This is a genomic window from Litoreibacter sp. JB4-2, from assembly GCF_055693445.1.
Genome location: NZ_CM146334.1, coordinates 1,618,752 through 1,635,535, shown reverse-complemented (window position 1 = coordinate 1,635,535; position 16,784 = coordinate 1,618,752). Strand labels below are relative to the sequence as shown.

Annotated in this window: 13 protein-coding genes and 1 tRNA gene; 6 read left to right on the top strand and 8 right to left on the bottom strand. The window is 57.5% G+C overall.

The window, feature by feature from the left end; translation table 11 throughout:
• The first annotated feature begins 97 nt into the window (after positions 1-97).
• Both ACZ1G7_RS08185 and rsgA read left to right on the top strand, forming a co-directional pair.
• A complete protein-coding gene (locus tag ACZ1G7_RS08185) occupies positions 98-2,557 on the top strand; it encodes a TRAP transporter large permease subunit (protein WP_472663326.1) in 2,460 nt (819 codons plus the stop codon).
• Between the two features lie 268 nt (positions 2,558-2,825).
• Complete coding sequence (gene rsgA, locus ACZ1G7_RS08180) at positions 2,826-3,914, top strand: ribosome small subunit-dependent GTPase A (RefSeq protein ID WP_472663325.1); 1,089 nt, start codon at positions 2,826-2,828, stop codon at positions 3,912-3,914.
• Positions 3,915-4,037: 123 nt separating this feature from the next.
• On the opposite strand, the gene ltnD is transcribed toward rsgA, so the two are convergent.
• Positions 4,038-4,943, bottom strand: a complete 906-nt coding sequence (gene ltnD / locus ACZ1G7_RS08175; protein ID WP_472663324.1) for an L-threonate dehydrogenase — start codon at positions 4,941-4,943, stop codon at positions 4,038-4,040.
• 162 nt (positions 4,944-5,105) lie between these two features.
• Here ltnD and ACZ1G7_RS08170 point away from each other — a divergent pair, with 162 nt between their 5' ends.
• A complete protein-coding gene (locus ACZ1G7_RS08170; RefSeq protein WP_472663323.1) occupies positions 5,106-6,707 on the top strand; it encodes a DUF1217 domain-containing protein in 1,602 nt (533 codons plus the stop codon).
• Positions 6,708-6,787: 80 nt separating this feature from the next.
• On the opposite strand, the gene ACZ1G7_RS08165 is transcribed toward ACZ1G7_RS08170, so the two are convergent.
• A tRNA-Ala gene (locus ACZ1G7_RS08165) sits at positions 6,788-6,863 on the bottom strand.
• Positions 6,864-6,960: 97 nt separating this feature from the next.
• On the bottom strand, positions 6,961-7,308 hold the full coding sequence (locus tag ACZ1G7_RS08160; protein WP_472663322.1) for a TIGR02300 family protein: 348 nt from the start codon (positions 7,306-7,308) through the stop codon (positions 6,961-6,963).
• 169 nt (positions 7,309-7,477) lie between these two features.
• On the opposite strand from ACZ1G7_RS08160, the gene ACZ1G7_RS08155 reads away from it, so the two are divergent.
• From ACZ1G7_RS08155 to ACZ1G7_RS08145, 3 genes are read left to right on the top strand one after another with little or no spacing between them, the layout of a single operon-like run.
• Positions 7,478-8,164 carry a M48 family metallopeptidase gene (locus tag ACZ1G7_RS08155; RefSeq protein ID WP_472663321.1) on the top strand — a complete coding sequence of 229 codons (687 nt, stop codon included), beginning with the start codon at positions 7,478-7,480 and terminating at the stop codon, positions 8,162-8,164.
• A gap of 49 nt (positions 8,165-8,213) precedes the next feature.
• Positions 8,214-8,879 carry a GntR family transcriptional regulator gene (locus tag ACZ1G7_RS08150; RefSeq protein WP_472663694.1) on the top strand — a complete coding sequence of 222 codons (666 nt, stop codon included), beginning with the start codon at positions 8,214-8,216 and terminating at the stop codon, positions 8,877-8,879.
• On the top strand, positions 8,876-9,394 hold the full coding sequence (locus ACZ1G7_RS08145) for an ASCH domain-containing protein (RefSeq protein WP_472663320.1): 519 nt from the start codon (positions 8,876-8,878) through the stop codon (positions 9,392-9,394). The genes ACZ1G7_RS08150 and ACZ1G7_RS08145 overlap by 4 nt, the downstream gene beginning before the upstream one ends.
• On the opposite strand, the gene lpdA is transcribed toward ACZ1G7_RS08145, so the two are convergent.
• From lpdA to ACZ1G7_RS08120, 5 genes are all read right to left on the bottom strand, one after another.
• Positions 9,391-10,779, bottom strand: a complete 1,389-nt coding sequence (gene lpdA / locus ACZ1G7_RS08140; protein ID WP_472663319.1) for a dihydrolipoyl dehydrogenase — start codon at positions 10,777-10,779, stop codon at positions 9,391-9,393. The two genes, ACZ1G7_RS08145 and lpdA, sit on opposite strands and share 4 nt — an antisense overlap.
• 24 nt (positions 10,780-10,803) lie before the next feature.
• Positions 10,804-11,154 carry a hypothetical protein gene (locus tag ACZ1G7_RS08135; RefSeq protein ID WP_472663318.1) on the bottom strand — a complete coding sequence of 117 codons (351 nt, stop codon included), beginning with the start codon at positions 11,152-11,154 and terminating at the stop codon, positions 10,804-10,806.
• Between the two features lie 443 nt (positions 11,155-11,597).
• The gene (odhB, locus tag ACZ1G7_RS08130; RefSeq protein ID WP_472663317.1) at positions 11,598-13,121 is read right to left on the bottom strand and encodes a 2-oxoglutarate dehydrogenase complex dihydrolipoyllysine-residue succinyltransferase; all 1,524 of its coding nucleotides are present in this window, start codon (positions 13,119-13,121) and stop codon (positions 11,598-11,600) included.
• A 3-nt stretch (positions 13,122-13,124) separates the two neighbouring features.
• Positions 13,125-16,094: a 2-oxoglutarate dehydrogenase E1 component gene (locus ACZ1G7_RS08125; protein ID WP_472663316.1), complete on the bottom strand. Its 2,970-nt coding sequence runs from the start codon at positions 16,092-16,094 to the stop codon at positions 13,125-13,127.
• A complete protein-coding gene (locus ACZ1G7_RS08120) occupies positions 16,091-16,561 on the bottom strand; it encodes a DUF805 domain-containing protein (protein WP_472663315.1) in 471 nt (156 codons plus the stop codon). The genes ACZ1G7_RS08125 and ACZ1G7_RS08120 overlap by 4 nt, the downstream gene beginning before the upstream one ends.
• Positions 16,562-16,784 lie beyond the last annotated feature (223 nt).

Below are 16,784 nucleotides of genomic sequence, written 5' to 3'. Positions count from 1 at the left end.
GCAGGGCCCCTTCGTTCTTGTTTCCCAAGCGCCTCACCGGGGCGTTTCGAAGACGAGAACGCAGACTTAAAACTGCGGCCAGGGGAGGGACCACCATATGGCAGATGAACCAAATCCAGACGATCTGGAGATCGCCGACGAGCTGATTGCCGAACGGCGCTCGGAAGCCCCCGGTGAAACGCCCGAAGACATGACGCCCTGGCAAAAGCCGATCACCGCTGTGATCGACGTGGTCAATTACCGCGCCGGCCAGATCATCGCGCTGATGATGGTCCCTCTCATCGCCATCGTGGTCTGGGAGGTCTTCTCGCGCAACTCCTTCATCATCTTGCAAAACGCAGGCTATGAGGAAATGGCCCGCTCCTTTGGCCTCGGCCCGACGCTGCAGGCCTATGACCTCAGCCGGATGATCGCAGGTGTGTTGTGGATGGCAGGCGCGGGCTACGGCCTCATGCGCGGCGTCCATATCCGCGCTGATTTCATCTACCGCTTCTGGTCCGACAAAACCCAAGCCACTGTCGATGCGGTCGCCTACCTGCTGTTCTTCATCCCCTCGATGATCTTCTTCACCGTGGTCGCGTCGCAATACTGGTTCCTGTCCTACGAGACCGGCGAACGCCTCGCGCTCGATAGCGCGTGGCAACCAATCCTGTGGCCCGCGCGTCTGGCGATGCCTATCGGTGGCGTATTGCTGCTCCTGCAGGGCCTGCCAGAGATTTTCCGCGCCTTCCACAAGATGGGCAAGGAGCGCGAAAAATGGTTCGTCCGCTTCCTCCCCATCTATGTCGCCTTCATCATCTGGCTGTCGCTGGCGATCTTCTTGCCCGACGTCATCCCAGGCGGCGCGTGGTTCACCGAGATTATGAGCGCACGCCCGAACCTTGATAAGCCGATCATCGGGCTGATCATGCTGGGTGCCATGCTGTTCGTGATCTTCATCGGTTTCCCGATTTCCTTCACGCTGATCTTTCTGGCCTTCGTCTTCGGCATCTGGGGGTCGAACTTCAAGCTCACCACGCTCTTGATGACGCTCAACACCAACTCCACCATGCTGAACGATCAGCTGATGGCGGTGCCGCTCTTCGTGCTGATGGGCATCGTGATGGAAAGCGCGGGGCTGATGGAACGGCTCTTCGCCTCCATCCAGATGATCATGGCCCGCGTGCGCGGCGCGCTGTTCATCGCCGTGCTGATCGTCTCAACAATCTTTGCCGCCGCCACCGGCATCGTGGGCGCGTCGGTGACGCTGCTGGGTATCATGGCCGGCGCCACGATGAGCCGCTCTGGCTATGACGTCAAACTGGCCGCTGGCACGATCACGGCAGGTGGTACGTTGGGCATCTTGATCCCGCCTTCGATCATGCTAATCGTCATGGGGCCGGTGCTTGAGGTCTCCACGCTTGATCTGTTCCGGGGCGCCTTCATCCCCGGTGCGTTGCTGGCCTCGCTCTACCTGATCTACACGCTGGGCCGCTGCTGGCTGAACCCGGAGCTTGGTCCGATCCTTTCGGAAGAGGACCAGCCCGACACTTCACGCTTTTACGGCGCTGAGGTCGCGTTAATCTGTCTGGGTATCCTCACGGTCTGCCGCGTCTTCGGGCTAGGCATGGGTGGCGCATTGGGCGGGGTCATCCCGTTCGGCGGCCTCTTCGGGCTCATCGTGGCCATGGGTCTTGCCTATGCCGCCTATCGCAAGCTGGCCATCCTGCGGATCATGGTGCCGATTGCGGTGCTCTTCCATCTCTACCTGTCGCTGGTCGTCGGTGGTTTCTCGATCTGGGGTATGGTCTTCAGCGCCTTCATCGTGCTGCTCGCGATCCTCGGGCGGCCCATCTACAGCAAAGAGGCCGAAACCGGCTTCTACTTCTCTGATCTGTGGAACGAGTTCTTCGCGGGCCTCATGCCGCCCACGATCCTGATCTCCTTCGCTCTGGGCTCGATCCTGCTGGGCTTCGCAACCCCGGCTGAAGCCGCTGCAATGGGCGCCTTCGGTGCTATCGTTCTGTCCATCGCTTACAGGAAGTTCACCTTCCCGGGCTTTTTCGACAGCCTGATCAAAGCGCTGGAAATCACCGTGCTGATCATGTTCCTCGTGGCCGCATCCAACTTCTTCGGCGCGCAGTTCAGTGCGCTTGGCACGCCACGCATGATGACGGAGATTCTGCTGGGCCTCGATATGGCACCGTTCCTCGTACTGCTCGTTGTGATGGCGCTGATCTTCCTTCTGGGCTGGCCGCTAGAATGGGTGCCAATCGTGCTGATCGTGGTGCCGATCCTGCTGCCAACGGTTCAGGCGCTCGAAATCCATGGGCTCGACCGCTACGACCTGATGGTGTGGTTCGGCATCCTTGTGGCGGTGAATTTGCAAACCGCCTGGCTCAGTCCGCCCGTGGCGCTGTCTGCTTACTTCCTGAAAGGGGTAGTGCCCGATTGGGACCTCAAGGACATCTATCTTGGCATGATGCAATTCATGCTGGTGCAGCTGCTTGGTCTGACACTGCTCTTGGCCTTTCCGCAGCTTGTGCTCTGGCTGCCGCGGGTCATGGGCGGGGGCTAAACCGCCATAGACTTCAAGCAAGAAGGCGGCTCTACGGGGCCGCCTTTTTTGTACCGCTTGAGAAATGCGGCCTCCGCCACTAGCATGGTTCGCGCAACAACGGAGATTTTATGGCCTAGTCAGGTGCGGGTAGGGGAAAACCACCCAATGCAAATTCAGCTCAACACACCCGTCAATCAAGTTTTGGCGAAAGCTCTTTTGCGACCTTCACAAATGACAAGTTTCCGCCGCGGCCCATGCGCCCGGCAAGCCATGAAAGTGTTCTGAAATGACACGCGACTATTCACAATTCTCTCTCAACAGCACAACCAAACCCGCGCCAAAACCCACCAAGCTGCAAAGCTACGGCTGGCAGCCCTTCTTTGCCCAACAGATCAGCATTGAAGAACTGGACCAAACCCCGCCCGCACGCGTGATTGAGGTCAACCGCAACACCCTGCATGTCGTGGGCGAAACAATCGACGAAATGATCCCACCTGTGGCCGATGTCACGGTCGGCGACTGGGTGCTGGTCAATGCCGAACAGCCCGCGCAGTCCCGCGTTCTGGATCGCAAAAGCCTGGTGAAACGCCGTGCGCCCGGCCATGATCGGCAATTGCAACTGATCGCCGCCAATATCGACACGGCCTTTATCGTCACCTCCTGTAACGCTGATTTCAATGTCGCCCGGCTGGAACGCTACATCGCCCTCGCGCTTGAGGCCGACATCACGCCCGTGATCATCCTGACCAAGCTCGATCTGGTGGATGACGCCAGTGCTTATCTGGATCAAGCCAAGGCCATTTCTGATCTGGTCGCGGTCATCGCACTGGATGCGCGCGGCACGGATCCACGCGAAAAGCTCGAACCTTGGTGCAAAACGGGTCAGACCATCGCGTTCCTTGGTTCCTCCGGCGTGGGCAAATCCACCCTCACCAACGCACTTGCGGGCGATGACGCCATTGCGACGCAAGCGATCCGCGAAGATGACGCGCGCGGACGTCACACCACCACCAAACGCCAATTGCACCCCATGCCCGGCGGCTGCCTGATCCTCGACACTCCCGGCATGCGGGAGCTGCAGATGACTGAAGCCGCCGCCGGGATAGGGGAGCTGTTCTCGGACCTGCAAGACCTGGCCGGTCAGTGCCGTTTCAATGATTGCGAACACAGCTCAGAACCGGGATGCGCGGTCCTGAAGGCACTGGATGCAGGCCAGATCGACGCCGCACGTCTGCAACGCTGGCGCAAGCTCACAGCGGAAGAAGCCTTCAACACCGCCAGCCTGTCGGAACGCCGCTCAAAAGACAAAGCCTTCGGCAAAATGGTGCGCCGTACGATCAAGCAAAAGCACTCCGGCAAATGGCAGCAGGACTGAGTTGGGCGCTCGATATTAAGAGCCTGTTAATTTTAAGACGCTGTTAAGAAATCGCCGTCAAAAATTCTGTACAAAATGGGTTATGTCCAATTTTAAAGACCCCCATTTTGTACAAAACAGCGGCTATTCGCTCTCACCCGGCAGCGTCAGCCGTGCGTTGCGTGCATAGACTTTTGCAACCGCCGCGTCGTCTTCCCCGCCATGCCCCATACCCGCCGCCGCCACAAATTGCTGCAGGGCCACAGCCGTGATCGGGGCTGAAAATTGCGCCGATTTCGCTATATCTAGCACAATGCCAAGATCTTTCGGCCATATATTGACGGAGCTATGCGGCGTGTAATCCCCGGCGGCAATATGCGGCGCACGGTTCTCCAACATCCACGATGAGCCCGCGCATTTGCTTATGACCTCCACAAATTTCTCCGGCGTAACACCTTGCGTCATCCCAAAAGTCAGCGCCTCAGCCATCGTCGCAATATGCACCCCGGCCAGCAGCTGATTGACCGCTTTCATGGCTGATCCAGCGCCCGCTGCGTCGCCCAGCTCAAAGACGGTTTCTGACGTAGAATCAAGAACTTGCTTGGCGGCGGCAAAGGCCTCTGGCGTGCCTGACGCCATGATTGAAAGGGCCCCTTGAGCCGCCTTCACCGACCCACCAGAAATCGGCGCATCAAGGTAAAACACACCCCTCTCAGCGCAGCGCGCCTCCATGTCCCGCGCAAAATCTGGCGGCACCGTGGCACATGCCATCACCACCGCGCCCGCGCGCATCTTCGGCACAATTCCGTTCTGCCCAAACAGCACTTCTTCGGTCTGCGCCGCGTTCAACACGACCACCACAACGGCGTCCAGTGTTCCTGCTATTTCTGCTGGGGCTGTACCCGCACCACCTTCAGAATTGAACCGCGCCATTTGGTTTTCGTTAATATCGCTGCCGTGAACATTGTGCCCGGCGCGCAGCAAGGATTGCGCAATTCCGTAACCCATTGAGCCAAGGCCAAAAACGGCCACATTTTGTGTATTGGTCATCGCGATATTCTCCCAAATTTGTGCCATCTTTGGGCAGCAGGCAGTAGGATGCAAGCAGCCGTTTTAGTCAAACTTTCGGAATTCGGCGCGCGGTCGGAAAGCAGGGCTTAATCAATCGCGCTTACGCCTGCGGGGGAGCAAAACCGCCCGTAAGGACGCAAAATGACGTTTTCGCCAATCGTACTCGGCACAGGCGTGACCGCCTATAACCTGCTGCAACGCACCCGCGCGCAGCAACAAGAGCTGTTTGACCAATCCCCTCAAGTCGCACGTGATTCCGAACGATTTACCCAAGATATCAAAGACGTAAAGACAGTTGATCAACTGTTGGACAATCGTCAATTGCTCAGCGTCGCCCTCGGTGCCTTCGGGTTGGAGGAGGACTTGGACAACAAGGCCTTCATCAGACAAATTCTGGAATCTGATCTGACGGACGGCACATCGCTGGCTAACCGCTTGGCAGATAAGCGTTATCTGGGGCTGGCCCGCACTTTCAACTTTGCCGGTGACAGCGGCCCGCAGCTCCTAGACGCAAAATCCGGCAGCGAAGTGTCGGCCGAGCTGCGCGCCCTGAAGTCAGCGGATGAGCTTTTGGCCAACCCAACGCTCTTGCGGTCGGCCTTGTCCGAATTCGGCCTCGAAGGCGACAGGCAGAACACTTATTTCCTCAAAGAAGTGCTAAATTCGGACCTGTCAGACCCACAATCCTTTGCAAATCAACTCAGCGACCCCAACTACATCGCCTTGGCAGAAGGATTTGGATTCGGCGAAACGTTGAAAACCAACTCTGGCGTCTTTGCTCTGGCCGACGCATTTGACGGGCGTTTTGAAGACCTTCAAGAGGCCCAAGACCTGCTCGATCAACCAGAATTGCTGCGCGCCGCATTGGATGTCTTTGGTCTGGGTGCGGATGCTTCGCGAACAACGTTTTTGACCGCAGTATTGAACTCCGACATCAGCGATGAGGCGTCCTTCGCCAACGGGCTCGATGATCCGCGCTACGCTGCGTTTTCAAACGCATTTGGATTTGGCCGCGCCGCACCGGCCGAAGGTGAGGAACAAGATCCGAGCATCTTTGAAGACTTCGTTGAGGTTGTAAAAGACCAGACAAGCCTGCCGGAAACACCTGAAGATTTCTTCAATAATTTCAAGGTGATGATCGAAACCTTCGACTTTTTTGGCCTGCCCCAAGGCGCCGACGCGACGGCTTACGCAGGACGTATTCTGAACTCTGATCGCTCAGACCCAGTGTCTTTGGTCAATTCCACGTCAAACCCTCTATTCCGCGCTTTCAGCGATGCGCTGGACCTGCGTGAACCGCAAACCGAACGCACCTATCCAACGGGATTTGCAGAGAGCATCGTGCGCAATTACCTCGACCGACAATTCGAAGTGCAAATTGGTGAGCTGGACCCAAGCATGCGCATTTCACTTTCGCTAGAACGCGATCTTGGCGACGTTGTCAGCAATGCTAGCTCCAACGATGCGCGCTGGTTTGCGGTCATGGCATCACCGCCGCTACGGTCCGTCTTTGAGACTGTTTTTCAATTGCCGACCAGTTTTGGGACACTCGATCTGGACCGCCAGCTTGGCGAATTCAAAGAACGCTCAGAACAGCTTTTCGGCACCTCCGAGGTAAGTGCTTTTCTTGACCCCGAGCGTGTTGATGATTTGCGCAGGTCCTATCTTCTTAACAACGAACTACGTGAAAGCGCGTCTACTGGCGGGCAAAACTTGGTCCTGTCCTTGCTCCAGACAGGTTAATCGCAGCTACCTCTGCGCAGCACAATAGTTCCGCGAACTTTTGCCGTAACAACCATAGGGATAAAGCTGAATAAGTGGTTTGGTGGACCCTAGCGGGATCGAACCGCTGACCTCCTGCATGCCATGCAGGCGCTCTCCCAGCTGAGCTAAGGGCCCTTACGCAGCTGACGCTGCGTGGGGTGGTTTAGGCGGCGTGGCGCATCAGTTCAAGCAAAAAAACCAATGCAGCCAAACCAATTCAATTCAGGCGATCTTACGAATCTTCTTCGTTTTCCGAAGCCACGTCGGCCAATTCATCTAAGCTGACCGTGTCATCGTCATCTTCTTCCAAAACGTCATCACCCAGATCGACGTCATCATCGGTATCGTCGTCGTCGTCGTCGAGGATCACGTCCTCGTCGTCCACAACCGCCTCTTCATTTTCTTTGTTTTGCGCGTCGGGTTTATCCGCTTTCATGGTGCGAGATTTGTTGCCTGTCAGGCTCTCAAGCGTCATCTCATGTCCGCAGGACGGGCAGGTCATAGGGTCGTTCTGCAAGTCGTAGAAACGAGTCGAGCAGCTCGGGCAAACGCGTTTTACGCCCCATTCTTCCTTGGCCATGATTGTCCTCATATCCGGTGTATTTAATACGGTTTGCGCCAGTTGCCACATGGTGACAGGCGTGTCAAAGCCTTTCCCCGAAATTGTGGGTTCGGCCGCTTTCCATAGGGCAAATAGGGCGGTAGCTTTGAGGTTACAACACGTACCGGGGAAGAGAGGGCAAGAAAAGATGGCAGAGACCATCCAATTGGGCGATCCGGCGATTGAGGTCACCGTAAAACGATCGTCCCGCGCGCGCCGCCTGTCCTTGCGCATTTCGGGTGTGGACGGCCGTGTCTCCCTGACGCTGCCGAGATTTGCCGCTATCCGGGAGGCAAAGAATTTCCTATCCGAAAAGGAAACCTGGATCCGCAAACACCTTGCGGGCCAGCCCGATGTTATCCAGATGGCGCCCGGCGTCACCTTACCGATTGAGGGTCAACCGCGCGAAATCGTCGAAACGGCGACGCGCAGCATCAAACTGCATCCGCATTGGATCGAGCTGCCACGCGGTGCGGATAAAGCGGGTCCACGCCTTCGCGCCTTTGCCAAAACACTGGCCCGGGATCGTTTGGCGGAGGCTTCGACCCGATACGCAGACCAAATCGGTCGCGATTTTGGCAAGATAACCTTGCGCGACACGCGGTCGCGCTGGGGCTCCTGCACCTCAGAGGGCAATCTGATGTATTCGTGGCGCCTCATACTCGCCCCGCCTGAGGTACTTGACTACGTTGCCGCCCATGAGGTTTGCCATTTGGCAGAGATGAACCACTCGCAGGCTTTCTGGGATCATGTGGCGGATATTTTACCGGGCTATGAGGCGCCGCGAAAATGGCTGCGCAAAAATGGCACCGCGCTCCATCGATATCAATTCTGACGGCCCAGCGACCATTGACGCGCCTTTCTTTTGTGATCACATTCGCCTCATGTTGATCCAATCTCGTAGCTCTGACGCCACCGGTTCTGCCCCCACAGGGGCCGCCAACGACCTTGTTTACCGCCGCCTGCGGAGCCAAATCATGCATGGCGAAGTGAAGCCAGGCCTCGCCATGACCCTGCGCGGGATAGGCAAAGACTTCGGCGTCTCGATGACGCCTGCGCGCGAAGCAGTGCGTCGGCTCGTGGCTGAGGGTGCTTTGTCGCTGTCATCGTCGGGTCGCGTGTCGACGCCGGAGCTCTCTAACGACCGGATCGAGGAGCTGGCTGCCATTCGCGCGTTGCTGGAACCTGAATTGGCCGTCCGCGCCCTTCCACGTGCTCACCTGGCATTGATTGAACGTTTGCAGACGATCAACAACACAATCGGTCAGGCCGTCGCGCGCCACGATGCACCGGCCTATATTCGCACCAACCTTGAATTTCACCGAACGCTTTATCTGCGCGCGCAAGCCCCTGCGATGCTGGCTATGGCGGAGACTGTTTGGCTACAACTCGGACCGACGATGAGCGACCTCTACGGTCGTCTCAACCGCACGAACGTGCCGCAGCATCACAAGCTGATCGTCGCGGCCTTGAAGGCCGGGGACGAGCCAGGGCTGCGGGTGGCAGTCCGCGCCGACGTCACCCAAGGGCTGCGCATGCTGACGACGTGAGCCTTCCACCACTGGCCTTATCGGTCCGTCAGCCTTGGGCTTGGGCAATTATTCATGGTGGCAAAACCATCGAAAACCGTACGCCGGGTTCCATTCGCGCGGGGCGTATGACGACCGGACCTATTGCGATCCATGCCGCAACAGGCATGACGCAAGACGAATATCGATGGGCCGCATGGAAACTGCAGCAAATCGGCGTGCGTTGCCCGTTGCCCGCGGTTCTGCCGCGCCGCGCAATTATTGGCGCGGTTGAGGTGACAGGGATCATCTCCCAGAGCGATAGCCCGTGGTTTGGCGGCCCGTCCGGGTTGGTTCTGGAACGTCCATACCCGGTTACGCCAACCCCTGCTGCCGGTGCATTGGGCTACTTTGAATGGACAGAAAGCGGCGTGATGGACGCGCCCAAGCCATGGATGTTGCGCTATAGCGAAATGGGTGAGACCGGGGCGCTGTTCCCCGATCTCGACCTGTCCTTTAAGACGGTTCCGCCAAAGCCATACGGGCCAAAACCTTAGCTGTGAATTGGCCCGTCATTGCAGGCGAGCGCTGCTTCGCGCACGGCTTCTGAATAGGTCGGGTGTGCATGGCAGGTACGCGCCAGATCTTCCGCCGCCGCACCAAACTCCATTGCAACACAGACCTCATGGATCAAATCACCCGCCATTGGTCCGATGATATGGGCGCCCAGAATGCGGTCAGTGTTTTTGTCGGCCAGAATCTTCACAAATCCATCGCCCGCGAAATTCGCCTTGGCGCGTCCGTTGCCCATGAAGGAAAACTTGCCGACTTTGTAATCGTGGCCCGCTTCTTTCAGCTGCTCTTCGGTCGCGCCGACATTGGCGACTTCTGGATGCGTATAGATCACGCCGGGGATGATGTTGTAGTTGATATGCGGCTTTTGTCCGGCGATGAATTCGGCGACAGCCATCCCTTCATCCTCAGCCTTATGGGCCAGCATCGGACCGTCGATGCAGTCGCCAATGGCGTAGATGCCTTTGACAGTTGTCGCATAATGCGCGTCCGTCTCGATCTGGCCGCGTTTGGATAGAGTGACGCCCAACGCCTCCAGTCCCAGCCCGTCCGTGTAAGGTTTGCGCCCGGTGGCGACCAGCACGATATCGGCATCTTCGACATGGTCGCTGTCATCCTTGCGCAGCTTGTAGTTGACCTTGGCCTTACCGTTTTTGACATCGACCGATTGCACGGCGGCGCCCATCTGGAACTCCAAACCTTGCTTTTTCAGCGTCCGTTGGAAGGTCTTTTGAATTTCTGCGTCCATGCCGGGGGTTACGGCGTCGAGGAATTCAATCACCTTCACCTCAGCGCCCAGCCGCTTGTAGACTGACCCCAGCTCTAGCCCGATCACGCCCGCGCCGATGACAACCAGTTTGCCCGGTACTTTGCCCAGCTCCAACGCGCCGGTGGAGGACACGACGACCTTCTCGTCAATCTCGACACCGGGCAGTGTTGCCACCTCGGAACCGGATGCGACAATGATGTTTTTGGTCTCGTGTACCTCGTCACCTACCTTGACCTTGCCCGCTTCCGGGACCTGTCCCCAGCCTTTCAGCCAGTCGATCTTGTTCTTCTTCATCAAGAACTCAACGCCCTTGGTGTTTTGGTTAATGCAGTCCTGCTTATAGTTAAGCATCTGCTTCCAATCGACCGATGGCGTTTTGCCTTTCAGCCCCATTGTCGCGAAATTATGCTCCGCCTCATGCAGCATGTGGGAGGCGTGCAGCAACGCTTTCGACGGGATGCAGCCCACATTCAAGCAGGTGCCGCCCAAGGTGTCGCGCCCCTCAACGATGGCTGTTTTCATTCCCAACTGCGCGCAGCGAATGGCGCAAACATAGCCGCCGGGTCCGGAGCCGATTACGATGACGTCATATGCAGACATGATGTGTCTCCTTGAGTGCGGGGCCTAGTCATCGGCCCCTTTGCGTTGTGCGGAAAAGAATTGCATAGCCCCGGCGAAGCCCCCGAAAGACAGGATCGCCATGATATAGGCCGGGAAAGTCGTGAGCGTCAGGCCCCCCATTTTGGAGCCCACCAGCAGGATGATGTTGAAGCCTAGAAACAACAGCATGACGAATTTGTTGCCGCCTTTCAGCGTCGCCATGAAGAAGAGGCATGCGATCAGGTAGAACCCGTTCAGATACAGAGCCGACCACGCCGCCTCGCTGCCCTGCACGAAAATTGCAAAGAGCATGATCACGCAGGCAAGTGCCGCGACGGTGAGCATCAGTTTTAGGGCTTTGAGGGCGAGGGTCATTTATTTTTCGCTCCGTTCGAAACTATTGGCCCGGCATCGCCGGGCCGCGCCCGACCCTCCCGTTTTACCAAAGGTAAACTTTCAGTTTGACGGGAGGGCGCTTCGCACCCACCCAGGCTCGGGCGCTGCCCTATGATCATACTAGCGGTGTCCATGTGAATCGGATTTAGTCCTATTCGAAATGACAAGTAGCAGTGGCAACCAACCCACGTGGCTCCAAATCAAAAGAACCCAACCCAACAAAAAACCTATTATGTTGGCAACTTCCCTGCGGAAGCTTCCGTCGTTTGGCAGGTTTGAAAGAGCGGTTGGCAAAGCGTAGCCATGCCAAGCGAAAAATAGGCAAGCGAAGACAAAGAAAAACAGCCAATCTACAAACCTTCGAAGTGTTGGCTTGAGGAGCGACTGTTTCAAAAACACTTTGTTTGCTCTTTCTCACTGGATCAAAGGTCCATCAACAACCGACGTGGATCCTCCAGCGCCTCTTTGACCCGCACCAAGAACGTCACAGCTCCTTTGCCGTCGACGATGCGGTGGTCGTAGGACAGCGCCAGATACATCATCGGGCGGATCACTACCTGGCCGCCGATGGCCATTGGACGGTCCTGGATTTTATGCATGCCCAGGATGCCCGATTGCGGGGGGTTGAGGATGGGGGAGGACATGAGGGAGCCGTAGACGCCGCCGTTGGAGATAGTGAAGCTGCCGCCCTGCATCTCCGCCATCGACAGCTTGCCGTCGCGCGCCTTCGCACCTTTCTCGGCAATCGCCTTTTCGATTGCGGCGAAGCTCATAGCGTCCGCGTCGCGGATCACCGGCACCACAAGCCCGGTGGGCGTGCCCGCGGCAATGCCCATATGGACGTAGTTTTTGTAGACGATGGTGTCGCCGTCGATCTCCGCGTTGACCTCTGGCACCTCTTTCAGAGCGTGGACGCAGGCCTTGGTGAAGAAGGACATGAAGCCCAGCTTCACACCGTGTTTCTTCAGGAACAGGTCTTTGTACTCGTTGCGCAGCGCCATCACCTCGGTCATATCGACCTCATTATAGGTGGTGAGCATCGCCGCCGTATTTTGGCTGTCCTTCAGGCGGCGCGCGATGGTCTGGCGCAGGCGGGTCATCTTTACCCGTTCCTCACGTGACGCATCATCTGCAGGCACTGGCGCGCGCGGTGCGGCTGCGGGGGCAGGGGCGCTTGCGGCTGGGGAAGCCAGTGCTTTTTGCACGTCTTCCTTCATGATACGCCTGTCTTTTCCGGTGCCGGTCACTTGATCTGCTGACAGGTTGTTTTCCGCCATCATCTTGTTTGCTGATGGCGCGTTTTCAACGTCCTTGCCGGTGGTTGCAGCTGGTGCACTGGCAGCGGGCGCAGCCGCTGGGGCCGCTGCTGGCGCAGCACCTGCGCCGCTGGTCATCGTGGCAAGCTTACCGCCTGCCGCGACCGTGTCGCCTTCGCCCGCAATGATTTCCTGCAAAACGCCGGAAGCAGGGGCTGGTACCTCGACGGAGACCTTGTCGGTTTCCAGCTCGCATAGCATTTCGTCTGCAGTGACATTCTCGCCGGGCTTTTTGAACCAGGTAGAGACAGTGGCCTCGGTTACGCTTTCGCCCAAGGTTGGCACCATGATGTCGACTGTGCCGCCGGTAACCGGGGTTGCTTCAGGCGTGGTTTCCGAAACGGGTGCCGCCGCAGGGGCGGGCTCTGATTTGGCGGCCGTCGCGGGAGCGCTGTCGCCCTCTGCCACTTGGGCCAGCAAGGCATCGACGCCGACGGTCGCACCTTCCTCGGCAACGATCTCGGACAATGTGCCCGCAACGGGGGAGGGGACTTCGACCGTCACCTTGTCCGTTTCCAGCTCGCACAGCATCTCATCCACCGCCACAGCGTCGCCCGGCTTCTTAAACCAAGTGGCGACAGTGGCCTCTGTCACGGATTCACCCAAAGTTGGGACACGTACTTCAGTCATGGGTTATTTCCCTTCCAGTGTGAGCGCGTCATCGACGAGCGCTGCTTGTTCTGCTTTGTGTTTGCTGGCCAGACCCGTCGCGGGCGAGGCAGAGGCCGCACGGCCCGCATATTTTGGGCGCAAAGAATTGCCGCCAATTCGGCCAAGAACCCATTCGATGTTCGGCTCCATGAAGGTCCAGGCACCCTGGTTCTTGGGCTCTTCCTGGCACCAGACCATGTCGGCATTGGCGAAGCGTTCCAGCTCCTTCAGCGCGGATTGCGCGGGGAACGGGTAGAACTGTTCGAACCGCAGCAAGTAAATATCGTCAATGCCGCGCTTGTCGCGTTCCTCCAGCAGGTCATAGTAGACCTTGCCCGAACACATCACGACGCGTTTGATCTTATCATCGGCCACCAGCTTGGTGTCGGAATTGCCGTGCTGCGCGTCGTCCCACATGATCCGGTGGAAAGAGCTTCCAGTCTGGAATTCTTCGGCCTTCGAGACCGCCATTTTGTGGCGCAGCAACGATTTCGGCGTCATCATCACCAGCGGCTTGCGGTAGTCGCGGTGAATTTGGCGGCGCAGGATGTGGAAGTAATTGGCGGGCGTGGTGCAGTTGGCCACGATCCAGTTGTCGCCGCCGCACATTTGCAGGAAGCGTTCCAATCGTGCGCTTGAGTGCTCGGGGCCTTGCCCTTCAAACCCGTGCGGAAGCAGCATCACGAGGCCGGACATGCGCAGCCATTTGCTTTCGCCTGAGCTGATGAACTGGTCGAACATGATCTGCGCGCCGTTGGCGAAATCGCCAAACTGCGCCTCCCACAGAACCAACGCGTTGGGCTCCGCAAGCGAGTAGCCATATTCAAAGCCCAGCACCGCGTATTCCGACAGCATCGAGTCGATGACCTCGTAGTGAGCCTGACCATCGCGGATATTGTTGAGCGGGTAGTACCGCTCTTCGGTTTCCTGGTTGATGATACCGGAATGGCGCTGTGAGAACGTGCCGCGTGTTGAATCCTGCCCGGCCAGTCGCACCGGGTAGCCTTCGGTCAGCAAAGACCCAAAGGCCAAAGCCTCGCCCGTTGCCCAGTCGAAGCCTTCGCCGGTCTCAAACATTTTGGCTTTGGCATCTAGCAGGCGCCCGACGGTTTTGTGCATCGGATAGCCATCCGGCACCTCGGTCAGCCCTTTGCCGATATCCAGCATGGTCTCCGCTGAAATCGCGGTCGCACCGCGCTGATAATTGGCGTCATCGCGCTTATCGAGATGGGACCACTTCCCATCGAGCCAATCGGCCTTGTTGGGTTTGTATTCCTTGCCTGCCTCAAACTCCTCATTGAGGAAGTTTTGGAAGGAGGATTTCATATCCTCAATCTCACCCTCGGGCATCAGCCCGTCGCGGATTAAGCGTTCCGTGTAGAGCGTCAGTGTCGTTTTGTGGCCCTTGATCTTTTTATACATGACCGGGTTGGTGAACATGGGCTCATCGCCCTCGTTATGACCAAACCGGCGGTAGCAGATGATGTCGAGCACCACATCCTTGTGAAATTTTTGGCGGAACTCGGTGGCAACCTTGGCGGCATGCACCACGGCCTCCGGGTCGTCGCCATTGACGTGGAAGATTGGCGCTTCAACCATCAAAGCAATGTCAGTCGGGTAGGGTGAAGAGCGCGAGAAATGCGGCGCGGTGGTAAAACCGATCTGGTTGTTCACCACGATATGCATTGTGCCACCGGTCTTGTGGCCTTTCAGCCCTGACAGGCCGAACCCTTCGGCCACAACGCCCTGACCAGCGAAGGCCGCGTCGCCATGCAGCAGGATGGGCATACAGCTAATGCGGTCATCGTCATTGTTCTGGTCTTGCTTGGCACGCGCCTTGCCCAGCACGACCGGGTTCACCGCCTCAAGATGCGAGGGGTTCGCGGTCAGCGAAAGGTGGACGTTATTGCCGTCAAATTCGCGGTCCGAAGAGGCGCCGAGATGATATTTCACATCACCCGACCCATCGACATCCTCAGGCTTAAAGCTGCCTCCTTGGAATTCGTTGAAAATCGCTTTGTAGGGCTTGGCCATCACATTGGCCAAGACGCTCAGACGGCCCCGGTGGGGCATGCCGATGACGATGTCTTTAACGCCAAGCGAACCGCCGCGTTTTATGATCTGCTCCATCGCCGGCACCAGTGCCTCGCCGCCATCAAGACCGAACCGTTTGGTGCCCATATATTTGACATGCAGGAATTTTTCGAACCCTTCGGCCTCGACCAGTTTGTTCAGGATCGCTTTGCGGCCTTCTTTGGTGAAGGTAATTTCTTTGTCGAACCCTTCGATCCGCTCTTTCAGCCAACCGGCTTCCTCGGGGTTGGAGATGTGCATGTATTGCAGGGCAAAAGTTCCGCAATAGGTGCGCTTGAGAATGGTTACGATCTCACGCATGGTTGCTGTTTCAAGCCCCAACACGTTGTCGATGAAGATCGGCCGGTCCATGTCCGCGTCGGAAAAGCCGTAATTGGCCGGATCCAGCTCCGGGTGGTTGGAGGTGTCGCGCATCCCAAGTGGGTCCAAATCAGCCGCCAGGTGTCCTCGGATACGATAGGCGCGGATGATCATAATGGCGCGAATGCTGTCCAACACCGCGGCGCGGATCGCAGCTTCGGAGACCTCAACCTTCATCTCGGTCGCTTTGCCTGCGATCTTTTCGGCAATCGCCTTGGTTTCTTTGGCAGGCGCATCCGAAGGCCATTGCCCGTCCAGCGCCGCCGTCAGATCGTCAGCAGGCTGCGGCGGCCAGTCAGGGCGGGCCCAGCTTGGCCCCGCGGCTTCCGCCTGCGCCAAATCCGTATCGCCCAGCTCCTTGAAAAAGCTCTGCCACGCCTCGTCCACCGCATTCGGGTTCTGCGCGTACTTGGCGTAAAGCTGCTCCAAATACTCGGCATTATGGCCTTGCATGAAAGAGGAGGCATGGAACTGGTCGTTATTGGACTGGTCGGTCATGGGGTTACCTCATGGGGGTTGGGGCCATATCTATTTGGGCCGCGTTCGGACGGTCGGCAAAGACGGTAGATGCCGTAAATCAAAAGCAACAGGACGCAGACAACCGCGATTTGCCAAGGCAAAATGAAAGCTGTCAGTGAGACAAGGACCATAGCGAGTACGTAAGCCATGGCTTTTTTGCCAGATGTCCCAGTGTCGTGTAATCGTCGTGTCAAAACCGCGATGAAAGGCACGAAGAAAAGTACCGTGAATAGGTTCTCCAACCAGTGCAATTCAGTTCCGATTTGGAAGTTTAGGCCAAATTTGACCGCTAGTGAGTTTTCTGAGCTGTTCACATAGGACGAAATTACTGAGCTTAATAGGAATAAGGCCAATACGAAGAACCAAAATTCTTTGCGTGCGGCTCGGCCTGAGAAAGTGAAGTATTTTTTCGTCAGACAGGTTTTTGTCGCGTCGATTATGTTCATCTGACTGACCCCACCCGGCATCGCCGGGCAGCGCCCGGCCCGAGGCTCCGCCCGTCTGAGCCTAAAACTGTCCACTGGACAGTTTCTTTCTCGGTCCAAACCCTCCGCTCAGAGGGAGTATTGGTAGTGTCGTGCGCAGCTTTCCCGATATTCTTGCTTGAAGGCGCGCGCTCAGTCCCGCAAGAGCAAACGCCCTCCAGGTCGGTCGCGGCACTCGTCTTAT